The 16,889-nt window shown below is 58.4% G+C and carries 13 protein-coding genes and 3 pseudogenes; 7 read left to right on the forward strand and 9 right to left on the reverse strand.

Features of this window, described 5'->3' with window-relative positions; all coding sequences use genetic code 11:
- The first annotated feature begins 81 nt into the window (after window positions 1–81).
- The 6 genes from H1S03_RS02755 to H1S03_RS02780 all read left to right on the forward strand — a co-directional run bounded on the left by H1S03_RS02755 (window position 82) and on the right by H1S03_RS02780 (window position 6,183).
- Window positions 82–1,083, forward strand: a complete 1,002-nt coding sequence (locus H1S03_RS02755) for an ABC transporter ATP-binding protein (RefSeq protein WP_185803076.1) — start codon at window positions 82–84, stop codon at window positions 1,081–1,083.
- On the forward strand, window positions 1,076–2,131 hold the full coding sequence (locus H1S03_RS02760) for an ABC transporter ATP-binding protein (protein WP_185803032.1): 1,056 nt from the start codon (window positions 1,076–1,078) through the stop codon (window positions 2,129–2,131). The genes H1S03_RS02755 and H1S03_RS02760 overlap by 8 nt, the downstream gene beginning before the upstream one ends.
- Window positions 2,128–3,834, forward strand: a complete 1,707-nt coding sequence (locus H1S03_RS02765; RefSeq protein ID WP_185803033.1) for a peptide ABC transporter substrate-binding protein — start codon at window positions 2,128–2,130, stop codon at window positions 3,832–3,834. The genes H1S03_RS02760 and H1S03_RS02765 overlap by 4 nt, the downstream gene beginning before the upstream one ends.
- A 72-nt stretch (window positions 3,835–3,906) precedes the next feature.
- On the forward strand, window positions 3,907–4,917 hold the full coding sequence (locus H1S03_RS02770; protein WP_166190997.1) for an ABC transporter permease: 1,011 nt from the start codon (window positions 3,907–3,909) through the stop codon (window positions 4,915–4,917).
- Entirely contained in the window at window positions 4,910–5,842 is a 933-nt protein-coding gene (locus H1S03_RS02775) for an ABC transporter permease (RefSeq protein ID WP_240910317.1), read from the forward strand. The genes H1S03_RS02770 and H1S03_RS02775 overlap by 8 nt, the downstream gene beginning before the upstream one ends.
- Before the next feature lie 44 nt (window positions 5,843–5,886).
- Window positions 5,887–6,183 (forward strand): hypothetical protein, encoded by a 297-nt coding sequence (locus tag H1S03_RS02780; RefSeq protein ID WP_185803034.1) that lies wholly within the window; start codon window positions 5,887–5,889, stop codon window positions 6,181–6,183.
- Between the two features lie 34 nt (window positions 6,184–6,217).
- On the opposite strand, the pseudogene H1S03_RS02785 reads toward H1S03_RS02780, so the two are convergent.
- From H1S03_RS02785 to dctP, 4 genes and pseudogenes are all read right to left on the reverse strand, one after another.
- A pseudogene (locus H1S03_RS02785) lies at window positions 6,218–6,984 on the reverse strand (IS5 family transposase).
- A gap of 137 nt (window positions 6,985–7,121) precedes the next feature.
- Window positions 7,122–7,928, reverse strand: coding sequence for an enoyl-CoA hydratase-related protein (locus tag H1S03_RS02790; RefSeq protein WP_185803035.1), 807 nt, complete (start codon window positions 7,926–7,928; stop codon window positions 7,122–7,124).
- Window positions 7,928–9,487 carry a class I adenylate-forming enzyme family protein gene (locus H1S03_RS02795; RefSeq protein WP_221892562.1) on the reverse strand — a complete coding sequence of 520 codons (1,560 nt, stop codon included), beginning with the start codon at window positions 9,485–9,487 and terminating at the stop codon, window positions 7,928–7,930. The genes H1S03_RS02790 and H1S03_RS02795 overlap by 1 nt, the downstream gene beginning before the upstream one ends.
- 64 nt (window positions 9,488–9,551) lie before the next feature.
- Window positions 9,552–10,658: a TRAP transporter substrate-binding protein DctP gene (dctP, locus tag H1S03_RS02800; protein WP_185803036.1), complete on the reverse strand. Its 1,107-nt coding sequence runs from the start codon at window positions 10,656–10,658 to the stop codon at window positions 9,552–9,554.
- 145 nt (window positions 10,659–10,803) lie between these two features.
- On the opposite strand from dctP, the pseudogene H1S03_RS17435 reads away from it, so the two are divergent.
- A pseudogene (locus H1S03_RS17435) lies at window positions 10,804–11,471 on the forward strand (IS1634 family transposase); the annotation flags it as partial.
- A gap of 140 nt (window positions 11,472–11,611) precedes the next feature.
- Here the strand turns inward: H1S03_RS17435 and H1S03_RS02810 are convergent.
- From H1S03_RS02810 to H1S03_RS02830, 5 genes and pseudogenes are all read right to left on the reverse strand, one after another.
- Window positions 11,612–12,943, reverse strand: a complete 1,332-nt coding sequence (locus H1S03_RS02810; protein ID WP_185803038.1) for a TRAP transporter large permease — start codon at window positions 12,941–12,943, stop codon at window positions 11,612–11,614.
- Window positions 12,940–13,443: a TRAP transporter small permease subunit gene (locus tag H1S03_RS02815; RefSeq protein WP_185803039.1), complete on the reverse strand. Its 504-nt coding sequence runs from the start codon at window positions 13,441–13,443 to the stop codon at window positions 12,940–12,942. Before H1S03_RS02815 ends, H1S03_RS02810 begins: the two co-directional genes overlap by 4 nt.
- Window positions 13,444–14,321: 878 nt before the next feature.
- A complete protein-coding gene (locus H1S03_RS02820) occupies window positions 14,322–15,392 on the reverse strand; it encodes a hypothetical protein (RefSeq protein WP_185803040.1) in 1,071 nt (356 codons plus the stop codon).
- 274 nt (window positions 15,393–15,666) lie between these two features.
- Window positions 15,667–16,433: pseudogene (locus tag H1S03_RS02825) on the reverse strand (IS5 family transposase).
- A gap of 82 nt (window positions 16,434–16,515) precedes the next feature.
- The coding region (locus H1S03_RS02830) for an IS5 family transposase (protein WP_185803041.1) at window positions 16,516–16,889 on the reverse strand (374 nt) is incomplete at its 5' end.

A 16,889-nucleotide genomic window follows, 5' to 3' on the forward strand; every position in this document is an offset into this window, starting at 1 on the left:
GAATCGTCGTCTAGTTTGATCGACAGGCGATCAAAATCATGCCGTGAGAGTGTGAACAGAACGATCGCAGATGGGGATTACATGCGCGACACCATCGCACCGCTACTGGATGTAGCGCAGCTGAAGACCGTATTTCACACACGATCCGGCGCGGTTCACGCGGTGAATTCGGTCTCGTTCTCGGTCGCGCCGGGTGAACTGGTGGGGGTTGTCGGTGAAAGCGGCTCGGGCAAGTCCGTCACGATGATGAGCCTGATGAACCTGCTGCCCCGCTCGGCTGAGATTGTCGGCGGGGAGGTCCTGTTCGAGGGGCGCGACGTGCGTGCGATGAACCGGGCGGAACTGCTGCGGTTGCGCGGGCGTGACGTGGGGTTTGTGTTTCAGGATCCCATGACCTCTCTCAACCCGGTGTTCACCGTCGGGCGCCAGATCACGGAACGCCTGCGCAAGCATATGAACATGAGCAAGGCCGAGGCCAAGATGCGCGCGGCGGAGTTGCTGAGTCTGGTCGGCATTTCCGATGCTGCCCGGCGATTGCAGGATTATCCCCACCAGTTTTCCGGCGGTATGCGTCAGCGGGTGGTCATCGCCATTGCTCTGGCGTGTGACCCCAAATTGCTGATCGCGGATGAGCCGACCACGGCGCTGGACGTGACCATTCAGGCGCAGATCATCGCGTTGGTGCGCGATCTGCGGCAGAAGCTCGACATGGGAATCGTCTGGATCACCCATGATCTGGGCGTGGTCGCTGGCATCGCGGACCGCGTGATCGTGATGTATGCTGGCCAGATCGTCGAGCAGGGGCCGGTGCGCGAATTGTTTGCCCGCCCGCAGCATCCCTATACCCGCGCTTTGCTGGAAACCTTGCCAAGTGTTACGGGCGCGCGGTCCGAACGATTGCGAACCATTGAGGGGCAACCGCCCTCGCTAGGAGGGGCGCCGGATCGCTGCCCCTTCGCGCCGCGCTGCGCACATACGTTCGGGCGGTGCCTGACGGAAAACCCCCAGCGGATCGAGGTCGGCGGCGGCCATGATGTTGCCTGCTGGTGGGATCCGCAAACCGGGGAGATGCGCCATGTCTGAGATGGCGCCGATCAAGCCGCTGGTCGAAGTTCGCGACCTGACCATGCATTTTGACATCCACGCCGGTATCCTGCGCCGCAAGGTCGGCGCGGTGAAGGCGGTGGATGGGCTGAGCTTCGATATCATGGAGGGGGAGACTCTGGGCCTGGTCGGAGAAAGCGGCTGCGGCAAGTCCACGACCGGTCGCGCGATCCTGCGGCTTTACGATCCTACGGCGGGGTCGGTGCGGATCGGCGGAGTGGACGTGGCATCGCTGGGCAGTGCGGACCTGCGCCGTGCCCGACCGCAGATGCAGATGATCTTTCAGGATCCGCAGGCCAGCCTGAACCCGCGCATGACCGTCGGCTCGATCATCGCGGAACCGTTGCGCGAACATAGCGATATGGACCGCGCCGCACGCGACGTCCGGGTGCGGGAGTTGATGGACGCGGTCGGCCTGAACCGGGCGTTTGCCAGCCGCTATCCTCACGAGTTTTCGGGCGGTCAGCGGCAGCGGATCGGCATCGCGCGCGCCCTGGCGCTGAACCCCAGGTTCATTGTCTGTGATGAGCCGATCGCGGCGCTGGATGTGTCCATCCAGGCGCAGGTGGTCAATCTGCTGGAGGATTTGCAGCGCGATCTGGGCCTGACCTATCTGTTCATCAGCCACGATCTGAGCATGGTGCGCCACCTCGCGAACCGAGTGGCGGTGATGTATCTGGGCAAGATCGTGGAGCTTGCCCCGCGCGATGCGCTGTATTCCGATCCGCGCCATCCCTACACCGAGGCATTGCTGAGCGCGGTTCCCGTCGCGGATCCCGTGGTGGAGGCTACGCGCCAACAGATCATTCTGCAGGGCGACGTGCCCAGCCCGGCGAACCCGCCGAAGGGCTGCAACTTCTGCACGCGCTGCCCCAAGGTGATGCCGGTCTGCCACGAGGTGTCGCCAGTATTTGTCGAGCATATGCCGGGCCGGTTTGCCGCGTGTCATCTGATTGATGAAGAAAAAGACGCAAGTGTATTGCGCGAAAACAAAAATGATAATGTCCAACAAGGAGAGACCCAATGAAAAAGATCGGTTTCCTGATGGCCGCGACCGCGCTGGTCGCCGCCGGTTCCGCCCATGCCGAGTCCCATGAGGGCCGCGCCACGGACGGTCACCTCAACATCATCTACTGGCAGGCGCCCTCTCTGCTGAACCCCTATCTGTCTGGCGGCACGAAGGAGCTGGAGGCCTCCAGCCTCGTGATCGAACCGCTGGCCCGGTATGACGAGACAGGCACGATGGTGCCGTTTTTGGTGGATGAAATTCCCACAGTGGACAATGGCGGCGTGTCCGAGGATCTGACCACGATCACCTGGACGCTGAGCGAGGGCATCAAGTGGTCCGATGGCACGCCATTGACGGCGGCGGATGCGGTGTTCACCTGGCAGTACTGCACCGATCCCGAATCCGGTTGCGCGCAGCTTTCCAATTACAACGATGTGGAAAGCGTCGAGGCGGTGGACGATCGAACGATCAAGATCACCTTCAGCGTGCCCAAGCCGTTCCCCTACGGCCCGTTCGTCGGTGCGCAATCGCCCATTATCCAGGCCGCGCAATTCGCGGATTGTCTGGGGGCGGCGGCACCGACCTGCACGGATGCGAACTTCGCCCCCATCGGCACCGGGCCGTTTGTCGTCACCGATTTCAAGGCGAACGACGTCGCAAGCTTCGTCGCGAATGAGAATTACCGCGACCCGATGAAGCCTGCCTTCGCGACACTGAACCTCAAGGGCGGCGGCGATGCGGCATCGGCGGCGCGGTCCGTTCTGGAAACGGGTGAGTTCGATTACGCCTGGAACCTTCAGGTGGAGCCGGAAATCCTGAACCAGATGGCAGCAGCAGGACAGGGCACGGTCGTGTCGGCCTTCGGCACTTCGGTGGAGCGGATGCACGTCAACCAGACCGATCCCGACCCCGAACTGGGGGACGAACGGGCCACGGTGGCACATCCGCATCCGTTCCTGACCGACCCGAATGTCAGCCGGGCGCTGTCGCTTGCCATTGACCGGGAGATTCTGGTCGAGGCGGGCTATGGCTCCTCCGGTCAGCCGACCTGTAACGTGCTGCCCGCGCCGGCGATCTATGCATCGACCAACAACGACTGGTGCCTGAACTACGATCCCGATGAGGCAAACCGCCTGCTGGATGAGGCCGGTTGGGTCATGGGCGATGACGGCGTGCGCACCAAGGACGGCGAGCGTCTGAGCATACTCTACCAGACCTCCACCAACTCCGTCCGCCAAGGCACGCAGGCGCTGGTCAAGCAGATGTGGGAGGAGATCGGGGTCGAGACGGAGCTGCGCAATATCGACGGCTCGGTATTCTTCGGCGGCGATCCTTCCTCACCCGATACGTTCCAGAAGTTCTTTGCCGATATCGAGATGTATACCAACAATTTCGACGGCACGGACCCTGAGCGGTACATGGGCAACTGGGCCTGCGCCGAAATCCCCTCGCCCGAGACGCAGTGGCAGGGCTCGAACATGCAGCGCTTCTGTTCCGAGGAATATGACGCGCTGGTCGTCGAGTTCGGCCAGACCGCCGCATTGGAGGATCGCGCGGCACTGGCGATCAAGATGAACGACATGCTGATGAACAGCGGCTCGATCATTCCGCTGGTGCACCGTGGCGGCGTCTCGGCCCATTCCAACACGTTGGAGGGCGTCCTGATGAATGAGTGGGACAGCGAGTTGTGGAACATCGCGGACTGGACCCGCGCCGAATAAGCGCGAAGCAGGAGCGGCGATGCGTCGCCGCTCCACCCCCCTGTTTTTCAAGGCTATCACCCCGAGGCGTCGATGTTCGCATTTACAATCCGCAGACTGCTGTTCGCGATCCCGACGCTTCTGGCCATCAGCTTTATTATCTTCGCGATCCTGGACCTGGCCCCCAGCGATCCGACCGGAAACCTGCCGCTGACCATCTCACCCGAGGTGCGGGCGCAGATCCGGTCCTCACTGGGTTTGGACGAACCGTTTCCGATCCGCTATCTGCTGTGGCTCAAACAGTTTTTCATCAACGAACCGCTCAACCTGATCGAGGGGTGGACCGGCTGGACCCTGGGCGATGGAGAGCGGATGCGCGTCACCTCATGGGCGACGCGATCCCCGGTGGTCGATCTGATCATCGAGCGGATGCCGCAAACCCTGTGGGTCGTCGGCATGAGTCAGGTGATCGCCATCGTGATCGCGGTGCCGATCGGCGTCATCTCCGCCTACAAGCAATATTCGTGGTTCGACCAGATCGGCACCTTTGTCAGCATGGTCGGATTTTCGATCCCGACCTTTTTTACCGGGCTGGTGTTCATCGTTCTGTTTTCCGTGCATCTGCAATGGTTTCCGTCGATCTATGACACCAACCACGTGATCGACAGTTGGGATAGTTTCGTGTTTCAGATCAAGCAGATGATCATGCCGACCATGGTTCTGGCGCTGGCGACGGCGGCGCAGTTGAGCCGGTATATGCGGGCCTCCATGCTGGACAATCTGCAACAGGATTACGTGCGCACCGCCCGTGCGAAGGGTCTGACGGAGCGGGTGGTGGTCATGATCCATGTTCTGCGAAACTCGATGATCCCGGTGGTTACGGTGATCGCGCTGAACATTCCCACGATCTTTGGCGGGGCGATCATAACGGAGCAGATCTTCCGCGTGAACGGCATCGGGCAGCTGTTGATCATCGGCATCCAGGGGGCCGATATTCCGCTGGTACAGACGCTGACCTTCATTTTTGCGGTGCTTATCGTACTGTTCAACCTTATCGCCGATGTCCTCTACGGCATTCTGGACCCGAGGATTCGCTATGAGTGATCAGGACCGTATCTTCGCCCAAACTGTGGTCGATGAGGTGGAGGAGCGTCCCCGCACCCTGTTGCGTGACGTGTGGAGCCAGTTTACCGCCCACCGTGGCGCGATGGCGGGCTTGGCGGTGTTTCTGGTGATCGTTTTGGGCGTCAGTTTCGGTCCGTTCATTCATACGATTGATCCGACCTACAGCGATTTTCGGGCCCGCAACCAGGGGATGAGCCTGGCGCATCCGATGGGAACCGACAATCTGGGTCGGGACATGTTCGCGCAGGTGCTGCAAGGCGGGCGAGTCTCGCTGCTCGTCGGAGTCACGGCGATGGCCATTGCGATGTTCTTCGGCACATTGGTGGGCGTGCTTGCCGGGTATTTCCGCAGGCTCGACGGGATCTTAATGCGTGTGACAGATTTGTTTCTGGCGCTGCCTATCCTGCCGTTATTGCTTGTTATTATCATGCTGTTCCGTGATACGCTGCGCAAAGCCTTCGGGCCGGAGGCGGGGATATTCCTGCTGATCGTTTTCATTATCGGGATCACGTCGTGGATGCAGACCGCTCGGATCGTGCGCGGCGATGTGTTGGCGCTGAAGGAACGGGAGTTCGTGCTGGCCGCGCGGTCCATCGGCACACCTGCGCACCGGATCATCCTGCGGCATGTCCTGCCGAATGTTTTGAGCCCGATCATGGTGTCCGCGACGCTGGGCATCGCGACGGCAATCATCACGGAAAGCGCGCTCAGCTTCCTCGGCCTCGGCTTTCCCAGCGATTTTCCGACCTGGGGGCGTCTGTTGTTCGACGGCGCGAACTTCATGACATTGACGCCCAGCCGGGTGATCTGGCCCGGATTGATGCTGTCCCTGACGGTATTGTCGGTGAACTATGTCGGAGACGGACTTCGCGACGCGCTCGATCCGCATATCCGGGGGCGCTGATCCTCACGCTGCTGGCTGGCATGGCAGCGGCGCAGGAGATTGTCGTGTCCGTGGTGAACGCCGAACTGCATCGCGGGCCACAGGGCGCGTGGGATATTCACGGCATCGTCTACAATGTCGGCGATGTGCCGATCACCCTACTGGGGGCCGACGGGCCGGATGGTGAGGACGGGTATATCTTTGCCACGCATGACGATATCACCGAGGAGCTTTTCGAGATCGCGCTGCAACCTGGCAATGCGCTGGACCTGATGCACGGGGGCCTGTTCCTGCGGTTTGAGGATCTCGCGCCCCCCCGGTGGGGGAGGCGTCGATCTCGTTCTATTTCGACGGATTCGTGATGCCGGTGGATGTGCGGGTCATGCGCCCCTAGGCTCAGGACTCATTGATCCACCATATTACGGTTGCAGCAATGCATATTGCTGAGAAGAAGGTGTGCGCGCATCGGTCGTAGCGGGTCGCGATGCGGCGCCAGTCTTTGAGGCGACCGAACATACGTTCGACGAGGTTGCGTCGACGATAGGTGCGCTTGCAGTAGGGGGCTGGATGATTGCGCCCCTTGCGGGGTGGGATGCAGGGTTCGATGCCACGCGCCGTAATTGCAGCCCTTAACGCATCACCGTCGTACCCCTTGTCCCGCCGATCAGGGTCCTGGCGGACGTAGGAAGCGCCGGGAGAATGGTCGCGGCACCTTTGTCGTCGCCAACTTGGCCTTCGGTGAGCAGCATGATGATGGGCCGCCCCACCTGATCGCACACGGCATGCAGCTTCGAGTTCAGGCCGCCTTTGGTTCTCCCGATACGCCGGGGAAGCACCCCCCTTTTAGCAGGCTGGCGGCTGTCCGGTGTGCCTTCAGATGGGTCGCGTCGATCATCACCTCGTCCGGTTCGTCGCCTTGGGCAGCAAGGCCTGCGAAGATCCGGTCGAACACGCCCATTCGGCTCCACCGCACAAAGCGATTGTAGAGCGTCTTGTGTGGGCCGTAGTCGGCCGGTGCATCGCCAGCGCACCCCATTGCGAATGACGAAAACGATGCCTGAGACAACCTTGCGATCATCGACCCTCGCAACGCCGTGCGACAAAGGAAAGAACGGTTCAATCCGGCGCATCTGCGCCGCCGAAAGCCAAAACAAATCACTCATCACGACACCTCCATGCCGCCAGTGAGTCAGAGATCGTTCAAGCCCGCAATCATTTAATGGGTCCTGAGCCTAGGGAGTGTGCATTTTGGCAATGATGGGGTTGGATTGCGCATCATCACCGATGAGCAGGATGCCGGTCATTTGCCATGATAGACCGCCGGACGCTTCTCCATGAAGCTGCGTGGACCCTCACGTGCGTCCTCGCTGGCAAAGACGGGAGCGGCGAATTCCAACTCCATCGCTAGAGCCTTGTCCTCCGGAAATCCGACGCAGGAGCGGGCCGAGCGGCGGATTGCCTGGACCGCAATAGGTCCTTTTCCAGCGATGCGTTCTGCTAGTTCCATAGCCACCCCCATAACCTCGGAGGCTGGCACAACGCGATTGAGGAATCCCCATTGATAGGCTGTGGACGCGTCGACGAGATCTCCCGTCAGGAGAAGTTCCATCGCACGTGGCATGGTCAGTTGCTGCGGCAATCTTACGGTCGAGCCTCCTGCCGGAAAAATTGCCCAATTTACCTCTTGGACACCAAACATAGCCGTGTCGGCTGCAATGCGCAGATCCGTGCCTTGTACTAATTCCATGCCGCCCGCGATGGCGGAACCATTGATCGCGGCGATAACCGGCTTGCCTACGTCGTAGCCGCGCAGAAGGGCTCGGTGCAAAAGGTCGGGATTCGCTTTGAAGCGGCGATCCCACTCGTCCTCAGGCTCGCGCGCGCCGCTCATCAATGGGATCAGGCGTCCGAGATCGGCGCCTGCACTAAAGGCTTTGTCACCGGTGCCCGTGACGACGATCGCACGGATCATGTTGTCCCCGCGTAAGTCTTCGAAGGCATCCGCCATGATACAGAGTGTCTCTGGATCCAAGGCGTTCCGGACATGGGGCCTATTGATCGTCACCAAGCCAACGTGGCCGGTCTTTTCGAGGAGCACCTTGTTCATCAAAGCTTCCCTGCAATGCGTTGTTCAAGGTCGTGACGCTTTATCTTGCCGGTGGTGCTGCGAGGAAGCTCTGCCTCGTCAACAAAATGGATTTCTTTCGGCAGCTTGTAGCGCGCTATCTGGGCAGCACAGCGTGCATGCAAGGCATCGGCTGTCAAACTGTCGTCCCGCCGCACCACGAAGGCGACAGGGACTTCGCCCCACCGCGGGTCCACTTTCCTAACCACTGCTGCTTCGGCGACCATCGGCTCGGCCATAAGTACGCGCTCGATCTCGGCGGGATAGATGTTTTCGCCGCCGGATTTTATCAGATACTTGCTACGGTCGACAAATGAGAGCGTGCCGTTGGGATTGCGCGAGAAAACATCACCCATGTGGAACCAGCCGCCGCGAAAATCCTTCTGATTGGCATCGGGATTGTTCCAATAACCAGAGAACAGCGCGGGACTTCGGATCGCAAGTTCACCAGGTTCGCCATTGGGAACCTCGACATCGTCGGACCCCACGAGCCGGATGGAGCAGAACGAACTGCGCAGCTTGTCGAGCTTTTCAGGCACGACGCCAACCTCGATGATGCCGCGCGAGGCTGGGGCCAGACCGGTCTCCGTTGACCCGAAGCTGTTGAGATAGGGAGCGCCCAGAAGGCGGGTCACCGCCGCGATCTGTTCGCGCGGCACCAGATCAGCCATCGCACCGGTCCACTTGACACCGGCGACAGACGCGCCAGATGCTTCCATTGCCGCGATAAACGGCGTGATCATGCCCGGCATCAGGACCAGCCATCCGAGCCGCTCTCGAGATACGATTGAAGCGAGTTCAGCGCCGTCGAAGCCGGCGGTCAAAATCACCTTGCCGCCCTGTATCAGCTTCATGAACACCGCGTCGACCGAGGCCATGTGAAAGAGCGGAGCCCAAGCGACAAAGGCGTCGGAGGCGGCAGTAGGTGTATCGGTCATCTGTATCATTGCCCGCGCGATCTCGGCGCGTTGGCTGATGAGCGCACCTTTTGGCATGCCCGTTGTCCCGCTTGTATAGAGTATAACTACCCCGTCCTCAGAGTCGCAATCACCTTCAACCGGAACCTGCAGCGCCGCGTCGAGCGCTGCCTCGTAATCAGGACCAAACATCAGGCTTGGTGCGATATGATCACATCGCGCCGCAGCCCCCTGATGCAGCGGCGACGTAAACAGCAGTTTAGGACCTACCAGTTCCAAGCAATGGTGCAACTCATCATCCGAAAGCCGCCAATTCTGGCAGGCCGCGATCACGCCCATCTTGGCAGCTGCAATGAGGAGCTCTACATATTCAAAGCGATTTTCTGAAAGTATCGCAATTCGGTCGCCTCTGAGGACGCCGCGCCCTTTCAGATAATTGCAAAGCCTATCGGTACGCTGATCGAGTTCTGCGTAGGTTACTTGTATGTCGCCCGCCTGCAGAGAAACCCTATCTGGCCACGAGCGAGCGGTCTGCCTAAAGAGTGAACCAATTGTCAACCGAGAAGCCTCGCGCGCAAGCTCGAAGTCTCGGCGTACGTCCTCAGGAACACTACCCATATCCATTCAGGCTTCCCCCTATTAGATCAGAAGCAGAGGCTAACAAGAAAAGCCACACACGATGTTAGACTCATTCCGCGCAGCTGCGAATCGCTTCAATGTCGGGGAAGTCAGCAATGTTGCGACCCATGGCGAACTCACCCTGCATCTCGCGCCATGCAGAATAGTCCTGCAGATATTCGAGTTGGGAAATCGCGACCTTTGCGAAGAGCGGATTCAAACATGCCTCGTCCACAAGAATGCGATTGGATAGGCTCTGCAGTTCCGCCATGTCCTCGCTATCCAAGCGGTGCACGGCAGTCCCCATTTCGTCGAATCTCGCGACTGCTTCAGTCGAACTCTTTTCGTAATGGCCAATAGACCACGATATCGTTGCTGCGGCGGCGGTCTCGAATATCAGCTTTGCACGGTCAGACAGACTATTCCACGTATCGATGTTGATCATTACGCCGGTTGTCGAGGCAGGCTGATGCCAGCCCGGCGACATGTTGTGCTCCGTCACCTCAGCAAATCCCATACCCAAATCGGTGCTCGGCATAGAGAATTCTGCTGCGTCGATCACGTTGCGCTCCAGCGACTGATATACGTCGGAACCCGGCAGCATAACTTGGGCGGCATCGTATTCTCTCAAGATAGCGCCTTGAGGGCGGCCTGACATGCGTACCCGTTTGCCCTCGAGTTCGTCCAAGGATGCAATCGGAACCGTTGAGCGCAGTCCGGATTCGGTACCCAAAATGGCAAACGGTATATATTTTATATTATATTTACCGTAAACTTCGTCGTATAGTTCCGCCCCGCCCCAATTGTTGATCCATAGCAGATAGTCTTGGGTCGTGAACAACATCGGAAACGAGCCAATGAGCGAAAACGCCGTGTCAGTTCCGGCCCAGTATCCGGGCCAGTCGCCAGACGCCTGAATGGAGCCAGTCTGAACGGCATCGAAGACCTGCGTGGAGGGGACTAGGCTCTCGCCGGGGAAGAACTCGATCTGGACAGTTCCTTCACCCAGCCGGTTCACGAGATCGACAAAGTGATTGTCGGCATCGATTATGTTGATGCCGGGAGGCCAGGTCGATGTCATCTGGATGGTGACTTCTTCCTCCTGCGCGACCGCCGTCGTGGTGCCCAAAACAAGAATGACCAAACCGCCTGAAAGTGTGCTTGCAAGATTTCTCATGTTGTTCCTTTTCCTCCCCCTCTTTTTCGACTTAGCCGAGACTGGCGCGAGAGGATTTCTGTCGGCAGCCAAGCTATATCCTGCGAAAAGATTACGCAGAGGTCAGAGTCTAGTCAACCGAACTTCCACGCCTCCGAGCTACACAATGTATACGCGCATCACTAAGGTCCGCGACCGCCAAAACCTGCAATTGGTCGTGTCCTTCCGCAACGACCGCAGGCAGGTGCGCGTGCGCGTCATAGCCAATCTCGGGCGCTAGGACAGATTGAGCCCCGATAATTTCGGCCCGCTGATCAATGGGCTAACCGCGGGCTTGGGCGCAGCGAGAACACCTCGGCGGAAATCATTAAGGAGGCAGGCTGGGTATATGGAAATGTCTTTGCGCTGCATGAACTCTGGTGTGAACTGGGTTACAGAAGGCGCTCAAGCCGTAGGGAAATTTGACGCCGAAGCGCTGATCCGCGCCATGGATGCGCTCATGGACAATGGCGAGGTGGTAGAGGATGCCTTGGCGCGCTAGATTCGCCCCTTGGTTGATCGCGATCTGGCTGTTGTCTTCTACGACCTGACCACAGTGCGCATCCACGGGGAGGGCATGGTTGAAGATGATATCCGGGCGTTCGGGATGAACAAGGAACGGGGCGGTATCGCCCGTCAAGCTGTCCTGGGCATTGTGCAGACGGCGGATGGCCTGTCGCTCATGCACACAGTTAACCCCGGCAATGCCGCCAAGACCAAGACGCTTCAAGCCATGCTGGAGGCAGTTCTGAAGCGCTCCCCATTGATCGCGTCATCCCGGTGGCAGATCGCGGCCACTGAGCCTCGAAAGCAGCGCTCCTGAGGGGGGCCTGCTTGGGAAACCGGAAACTTTGGTCGAAACGATCGAAAAATAACTGCTTTCAATACGTTACACTACCCGCATCACATCTTCATGAATAAATCGGGTTAGAACTTCACCGGTAGGATGAGAAGATCACTGTCGGCAGCCAAGTGATGATTTGCGGGAAAATTATGCAGAGAACAGAGCCGATAATGATGAGAATGATGAACGGTATGACGCCGCGATAGATGTGGCCGAGCGTTACTCCGGGCGGAGCGACTCCTTCGAGATAGAACAGCGCGTAGCCGAAAGGCGGCGTCAGGAACGAGGTTTGTAGGACGATGGCGGTCATCATAACAAACCACAGGGGCTCGAAGCCGTTCGCGGTGGCTATGGGCAGAAAGATCGGTAGGCAGATGAGTACGATGCCAAGCCAGTCTAGGAACATTCCAAGGATGAAAACTATCAGCATCATGAGGAAGAAGACGCCCCATGGACCGAGCCCCAGTCCGTCCAAATAGCCGCTGACGATGCGGGTTCCGCCGATTGCCACGAAGACGCCGGTGAACGCCGTAGCGCCCACGATGACAAAGAGCACCATACTGGTCGTACGCGCCGTCGCCGAAACGGCGTCCTGAAGCATCGACCAAGAGAATTTCCCATAGGCGATCACCATCAGGAAAGTAAGGAAGGCACCTACGGAAGCGGCTTCGGTGGTCGTCGCCCAGCCGGCGAAGATCGAACCCATCACGCCGATGACAAGCACAATCGGCGGAAAAGCCATCTTGATGACCAGCTTGAGGATCTCGGCGCGGTTTGTCTGTCCTAGCTCATCCTCGGAAACGGGCGGGCCGAGGTCGGGCCGGAAGAAGGTAAGGACACCGCAGTAGAGCGCATAGAGACCCGCAAGCAGCAGCCCCGGCCCCAGAGCGGCGGCGAAGAGCTGTCCGACGGATATTTGCGCGTAGCTGCCTAGAATGACGAGCATGATGCTCGGCGGAATAAGGATGCCCAAGCTACCGCCGGCCGCAATCACGCCTGTGCTCAGCTCCTTCTGATAGCCATATTTGACCATGGACGGCAGTGCCAGCACACCCATAACCGTCATGGACGCGCCGATTACACCCGTCGTCGCGGCCAACACGACGGATATCGCGATCGTTGCGAATAGAAGACCGCCGCGCACACGTCCCAGCATCAACCGCAGCGCGTGGAACATGTTTTCCGTAACGCCGGAATCGCTCAGGAGCCGCGCCATTAGGATGAACATCGGCACCGCGATAAGTATGTAGTTGTCCATCTGGCTGTAGATGCGGTTGATGATTATGCCGAACACCTGCGGACCTGGTCCGAGATAGGCGAAAATCAGCGCCAGCCCGCCGAGTACGAAGGCCAGCGGATGGCCCATTAAAAGGCCGACGAGAAGGCCGGCGAACATTAGGACGGTCAGGAGTTCGCCGCTCATTTCACTACACCCGTACGCGCCGTTTCAATTAGACGGATAATGGTTGCGGTGCCCTGCAGGAGGAGAAGGACCGCGGTTATGGGAATGACCGTTTTTATATAGTAGACTGGTAAGGCGATAATGCCCCAGCTCGTCTCGCGTGTCGCCCAAGAGCGTGCGGCGAAGTCCCACCCATAGACTAGCAGTGCGATGACGAACGGAAAGAAGAAGACGATGAAGGACACAATGTCGAGCACCGCTTGGCCGCGCACCGACAGGCGGTCCTTGAAGATGTCGATCGAGACGTGCTCATTATACAAAAGAGCATAAGCGGCTGTGATCATGAAGTGCAGCGCAAATAGCTGCACCGATAGGTCGAATGCCCACATCACCGGCGCGTTGAACAGCTTGCGGGCCATCACATCGTAAACCGTCACCATCATGATGAATATCATTACCCAGCCGACCACGCGACCGACACATATGTTGAGACCATCGACTAGTCTGAGAAACAGCCCCATAGAGATACTCCACGTGTGATCCGGCCCACAATGGAAGCTCCTGAGCCATCATGCATCTGCCCGCCAGCGACTTCGATTCAGTGAACTTAGCAGCTCAACATCCAACGCCAATCACCTATTCTAACAGTTATTCGAATGTCAAGCGGCCGGAGAGGCGCATCCAGGCAGGGCAGAGGTGGTCGCGAAAATTTGGATCAGTTGTTAAGGTGGATCGCCTGACGAGAGAGACGATCCGAAATGACAAAGAGAAAGCAGCATACGCCTGAGTTCAAGGCGAAGGTGGCGCTGGAAGCGCTGAAAGGCGAGGCGACCGTGTAGGAACTGGCGAGCCGGTTCAGCGTGCATCTATAACCGGCAGGTGTTTGCATGCAAACACCGAGAGGCGACGATGATCAATCAATGGAAACGTGCGCTGCTGGATGGCGCGTCCGGTGTCTGAAGTGGTCCCACATTACCATATCCATCAAAGGTAATTGTCCCTCCAGAGTCTCCGCTACCTGCCATCGCTCATCTCCGATCCCTGACTGTATCTTTCTCAAATTGGAAGGCCCTTGATTCCGAGGAAATAAAATATCCCTAAGGATTTCCAGAAAAACTCGTTAGCCAAAAACGCTATCATAATGATCGGCTTGACCAAATAAATGAAAACTGGCGAAAGCAGAAAGACTATAATAAGCGTGGGTAGGCCAGCTAGTTTATTTATTGCAGCCGTAGCCACGCCAATAAAAGCGAACGCAATAAATAGAGACGTCAATCCGAATAGGCTCGCCATCAAGGGATTTTTGTCGTAAAAATTCAAGAATCGGCTTTCCACGGATCTACCCATGATGCAAGCCCCTCAAAAATCGCTTTACTGAACCCCTACCCTGTAAAAGTTATCATCTACACCCCTCCCACTGTCCGGCATTAAGCAACGACGTGAGGTCTCTCACAAATCGTCCACTCCCCCAGTAGACTTGATCCGGAACCAGCGATTGTGAAGGGCTGGCCAACGGATGCGGAAAGCCGCTCGAAAATGTCAGCGCTCTAGCGCCAGAAATAAGACAAGCATCAACGGCATTTGAGCATTCGCTACTGCAGAAAGTCATCAGCGGAGGCAACCCAGGATCGTCGCGCACCCACTCCAAAATCGTCGCTTCAGATACGCTATACGAATCGGGTCCTTCGATGAATTCGAGCAAGCCGAGTTGAGCGAAGCGATTTTGCGGATTTGAAAGACCGGATAAGAACTGAGACAAATCATCTTCTGACATGCCTGTCCTAGGAACCGGAATTACTGTCGCTCCCTCAGCAACTTCGCTCCTCAGAACATAGTCGAGTATTGACAGGCTCCCGGCGCCAAGCTCTTCTTGGTGCTCGTAAATGAAGAGAGCGATCTCGAATCCAGGGCTTTGCGCAGCCAAGTTGTTCAGGGCCCGAAAACCGTGCCGAATTTCCCCGTGATAGAGAAGGATGTCCACAGCATCAAGGTCATACCCACGACCAACGGCTGGGGATATGTAGCTCCATAGTGCCTGAGCAAGCGGCGATGTTTCTGATGCCCGCTGCAACCAATCGCGCCCCGACAGGCCCACATCCTCGCGCAACAACGCGATACGCTCCCGTCGTTGTAAGCTCTGAGTGACTGCAACATGGGTGTGTTCTGTGCGAGCTATGCTAGCCAAAAGGATCTGTGCAGCGGTATTCTCCTGATTGGCCAGGCCCGACAACTGGCGCAGCGCCTTCAGATCATCCGAACCATCCAGCCAGAGCTGTACTGCGGCTTGGTACTCCGAAGCGTCCTCGCCCGGTACGGCCACATCTGCGTGGGCGACTGCCGGCACCACGAGCACGGCCACGAGCGCCGCCCGCGCAAATTGATTGCCAAGCACTTTGAGGGCACCAACGCAAATCGCACGGGCTTGAAGCAACAATTGCAAAGGGTGGGATTTCGTCACTGATTTCAGCATACCGGCTGCCCCTTCGCGCGAGCCACGCACCGCCTGACAGTGGCTGCTTTTGCGTCCCTCGCCATCCGATCAACTTGCAGCCTCGCTAGCATCCCGCAAATATTCCCTTCTCCACCCTCGGCTATTGCTCCACGTAAAGTATTGGGGGAAGGGGGAGTCAAGAAAATTGCTGCTACCTTTAGGAATTTACTAACCTTACCACTCAACCTTTAGAATTCCCACCTTCGGCGTATCATTAGCGCGGCTCAGCTTTTGGGGTGCCGGGAGCCTAGGCTCAGGACTCATTGATCCACCATATTACGGTTGCAGCAATGCATATTGCTGAGAAGAAGGTGTGCGCGCATCGGTCGTAGCGGGTCGCGATGCGGCGCCAGTCTTTGAGGCGACCGAACATACGTTCGACGAGGTTGCGTCGACGATAGGTGCGCTTGCAGTAGGGGGCTGGATGATTGCGCCCCTTGCGGGGTGGGATGCAGGGTTCGATGCCACGCGCCGTAATTGCAGCCCTTAACGCATCACCGTCGTACCCCTTGTCCCGCCGATCAGGGTCCTGGCGGACGTAGGAAGCGCCGGGAGAATGGTCGCGGCACCTTTGTCGTCGCCAACTTGGCCTTCGGTGAGCAGCATGATGATGGGCCGCCCCACCTGATCGCACACGGCATGCAGCTTCGAGTTCAGGCCGCCTTTGGTTCTCCCGATACGCCGGGGAAGCACCCCCCTTTTAGCAGGCTGGCGGCTGTCCGGTGTGCCTTCAGATGGGTCGCGTCGATCATCACCTCGTCCGGTTCGTCGCCTTGGGCAGCAAGGCCTGCGAAGATCCGGTCGAACACGCCCATTCGGCTCCACCGCACAAAGCGATTGTAGAGCGTCTTGTGTGGGCCGTAGTCGGCCGGTGCATCGCCAGCGCACCCCATTGCGAATGACGAAAACGATGCCTGAGACAACCTTGCGATCATCGACCCTCGCAACGCCGTGCGACAAAGGAAAGAACGGTTCAATCCGGCGCATCTGCGCCGCCGAAAGCCAAAACAAATCACTCATCACGACACCTCCATGCCGCCAGTGAGTCAGAGATCGTTCAAGCCCGCAATCATTTAATGGGTCCTGAGCCTAGGGAGTGGACTCATTGATCAGCAATCCAGATGCGGATCGCTGCGAGCTTGATGGCTGCCAGGAAGTTCTCCGGATTTCGATCGTATCGCGTTGCCAGCCCACGGAACTGCTTGATCCTGTTGAAGAACCGTTCGACGAGGTTGCGCTGCCGATAGACCCAGGACGAAAAGCTGAACGTGTCTTTGCGGGTCGATAGCGCCGGAATGTTGGCCCAAGCGCCGCGCGATGAGGCGAAGGCGCGGATGGCGTTCGTGTCGTAAGCCCGATCCGCCAAGAGGATCGCGCCGTCCTTCAGGTCCGCCATCAACGGCAAAGCCTGAGGCGCGTCGCCCGCCTGACCTGCTGTGAGCGCCAAGCGGATCGGGCGGCCTTCGGCATCGACGA

It is taken from the genome of Pontivivens nitratireducens, assembly GCF_014235845.1.
GTDB classification, from domain to species: domain Bacteria; phylum Pseudomonadota; class Alphaproteobacteria; order Rhodobacterales; family Rhodobacteraceae; genus Pontivivens; species Pontivivens nitratireducens.

What these genes read in the sequence shown, in the direction of transcription:
- H1S03_RS02755 (WP_185803076.1), top strand. Translation starts at nt 82, where the DNA reads ATGCGCGACACCATCGCACCGCTACTGGATGTAGCGCAGCTGAAGACC.
- H1S03_RS02760 (WP_185803032.1), top strand. Translation starts at nt 1,076, where the DNA reads ATGTCTGAGATGGCGCCGATCAAGCCGCTGGTCGAAGTTCGCGACCTG.
- H1S03_RS02765 (WP_185803033.1), top strand. Translation starts at nt 2,128, where the DNA reads ATGAAAAAGATCGGTTTCCTGATGGCCGCGACCGCGCTGGTCGCCGCC.
- H1S03_RS02770 (WP_166190997.1), top strand. Translation starts at nt 3,907, where the DNA reads ATGTTCGCATTTACAATCCGCAGACTGCTGTTCGCGATCCCGACGCTT.
- H1S03_RS02775 (WP_240910317.1), top strand. Translation starts at nt 4,910, where the DNA reads ATGAGTGATCAGGACCGTATCTTCGCCCAAACTGTGGTCGATGAGGTG.
- H1S03_RS02790 (WP_185803035.1), bottom strand. Translation starts at nt 7,928, where the DNA reads ATGAACAAGGTGCTCCTCGAAAAGACCGGCCACGTTGGCTTGGTGACG.
- H1S03_RS02795 (WP_221892562.1), bottom strand. Translation starts at nt 9,487, where the DNA reads ATGGATATGGGTAGTGTTCCTGAGGACGTACGCCGAGACTTCGAGCTT.
- dctP (WP_185803036.1), bottom strand. Translation starts at nt 10,658, where the DNA reads ATGAGAAATCTTGCAAGCACACTTTCAGGCGGTTTGGTCATTCTTGTT.
- H1S03_RS02810 (WP_185803038.1), bottom strand. Translation starts at nt 12,943, where the DNA reads ATGAGCGGCGAACTCCTGACCGTCCTAATGTTCGCCGGCCTTCTCGTC.
- H1S03_RS02815 (WP_185803039.1), bottom strand. Translation starts at nt 13,443, where the DNA reads ATGGGGCTGTTTCTCAGACTAGTCGATGGTCTCAACATATGTGTCGGT.
- H1S03_RS02820 (WP_185803040.1), bottom strand. Translation starts at nt 15,392, where the DNA reads ATGCTGAAATCAGTGACGAAATCCCACCCTTTGCAATTGTTGCTTCAA.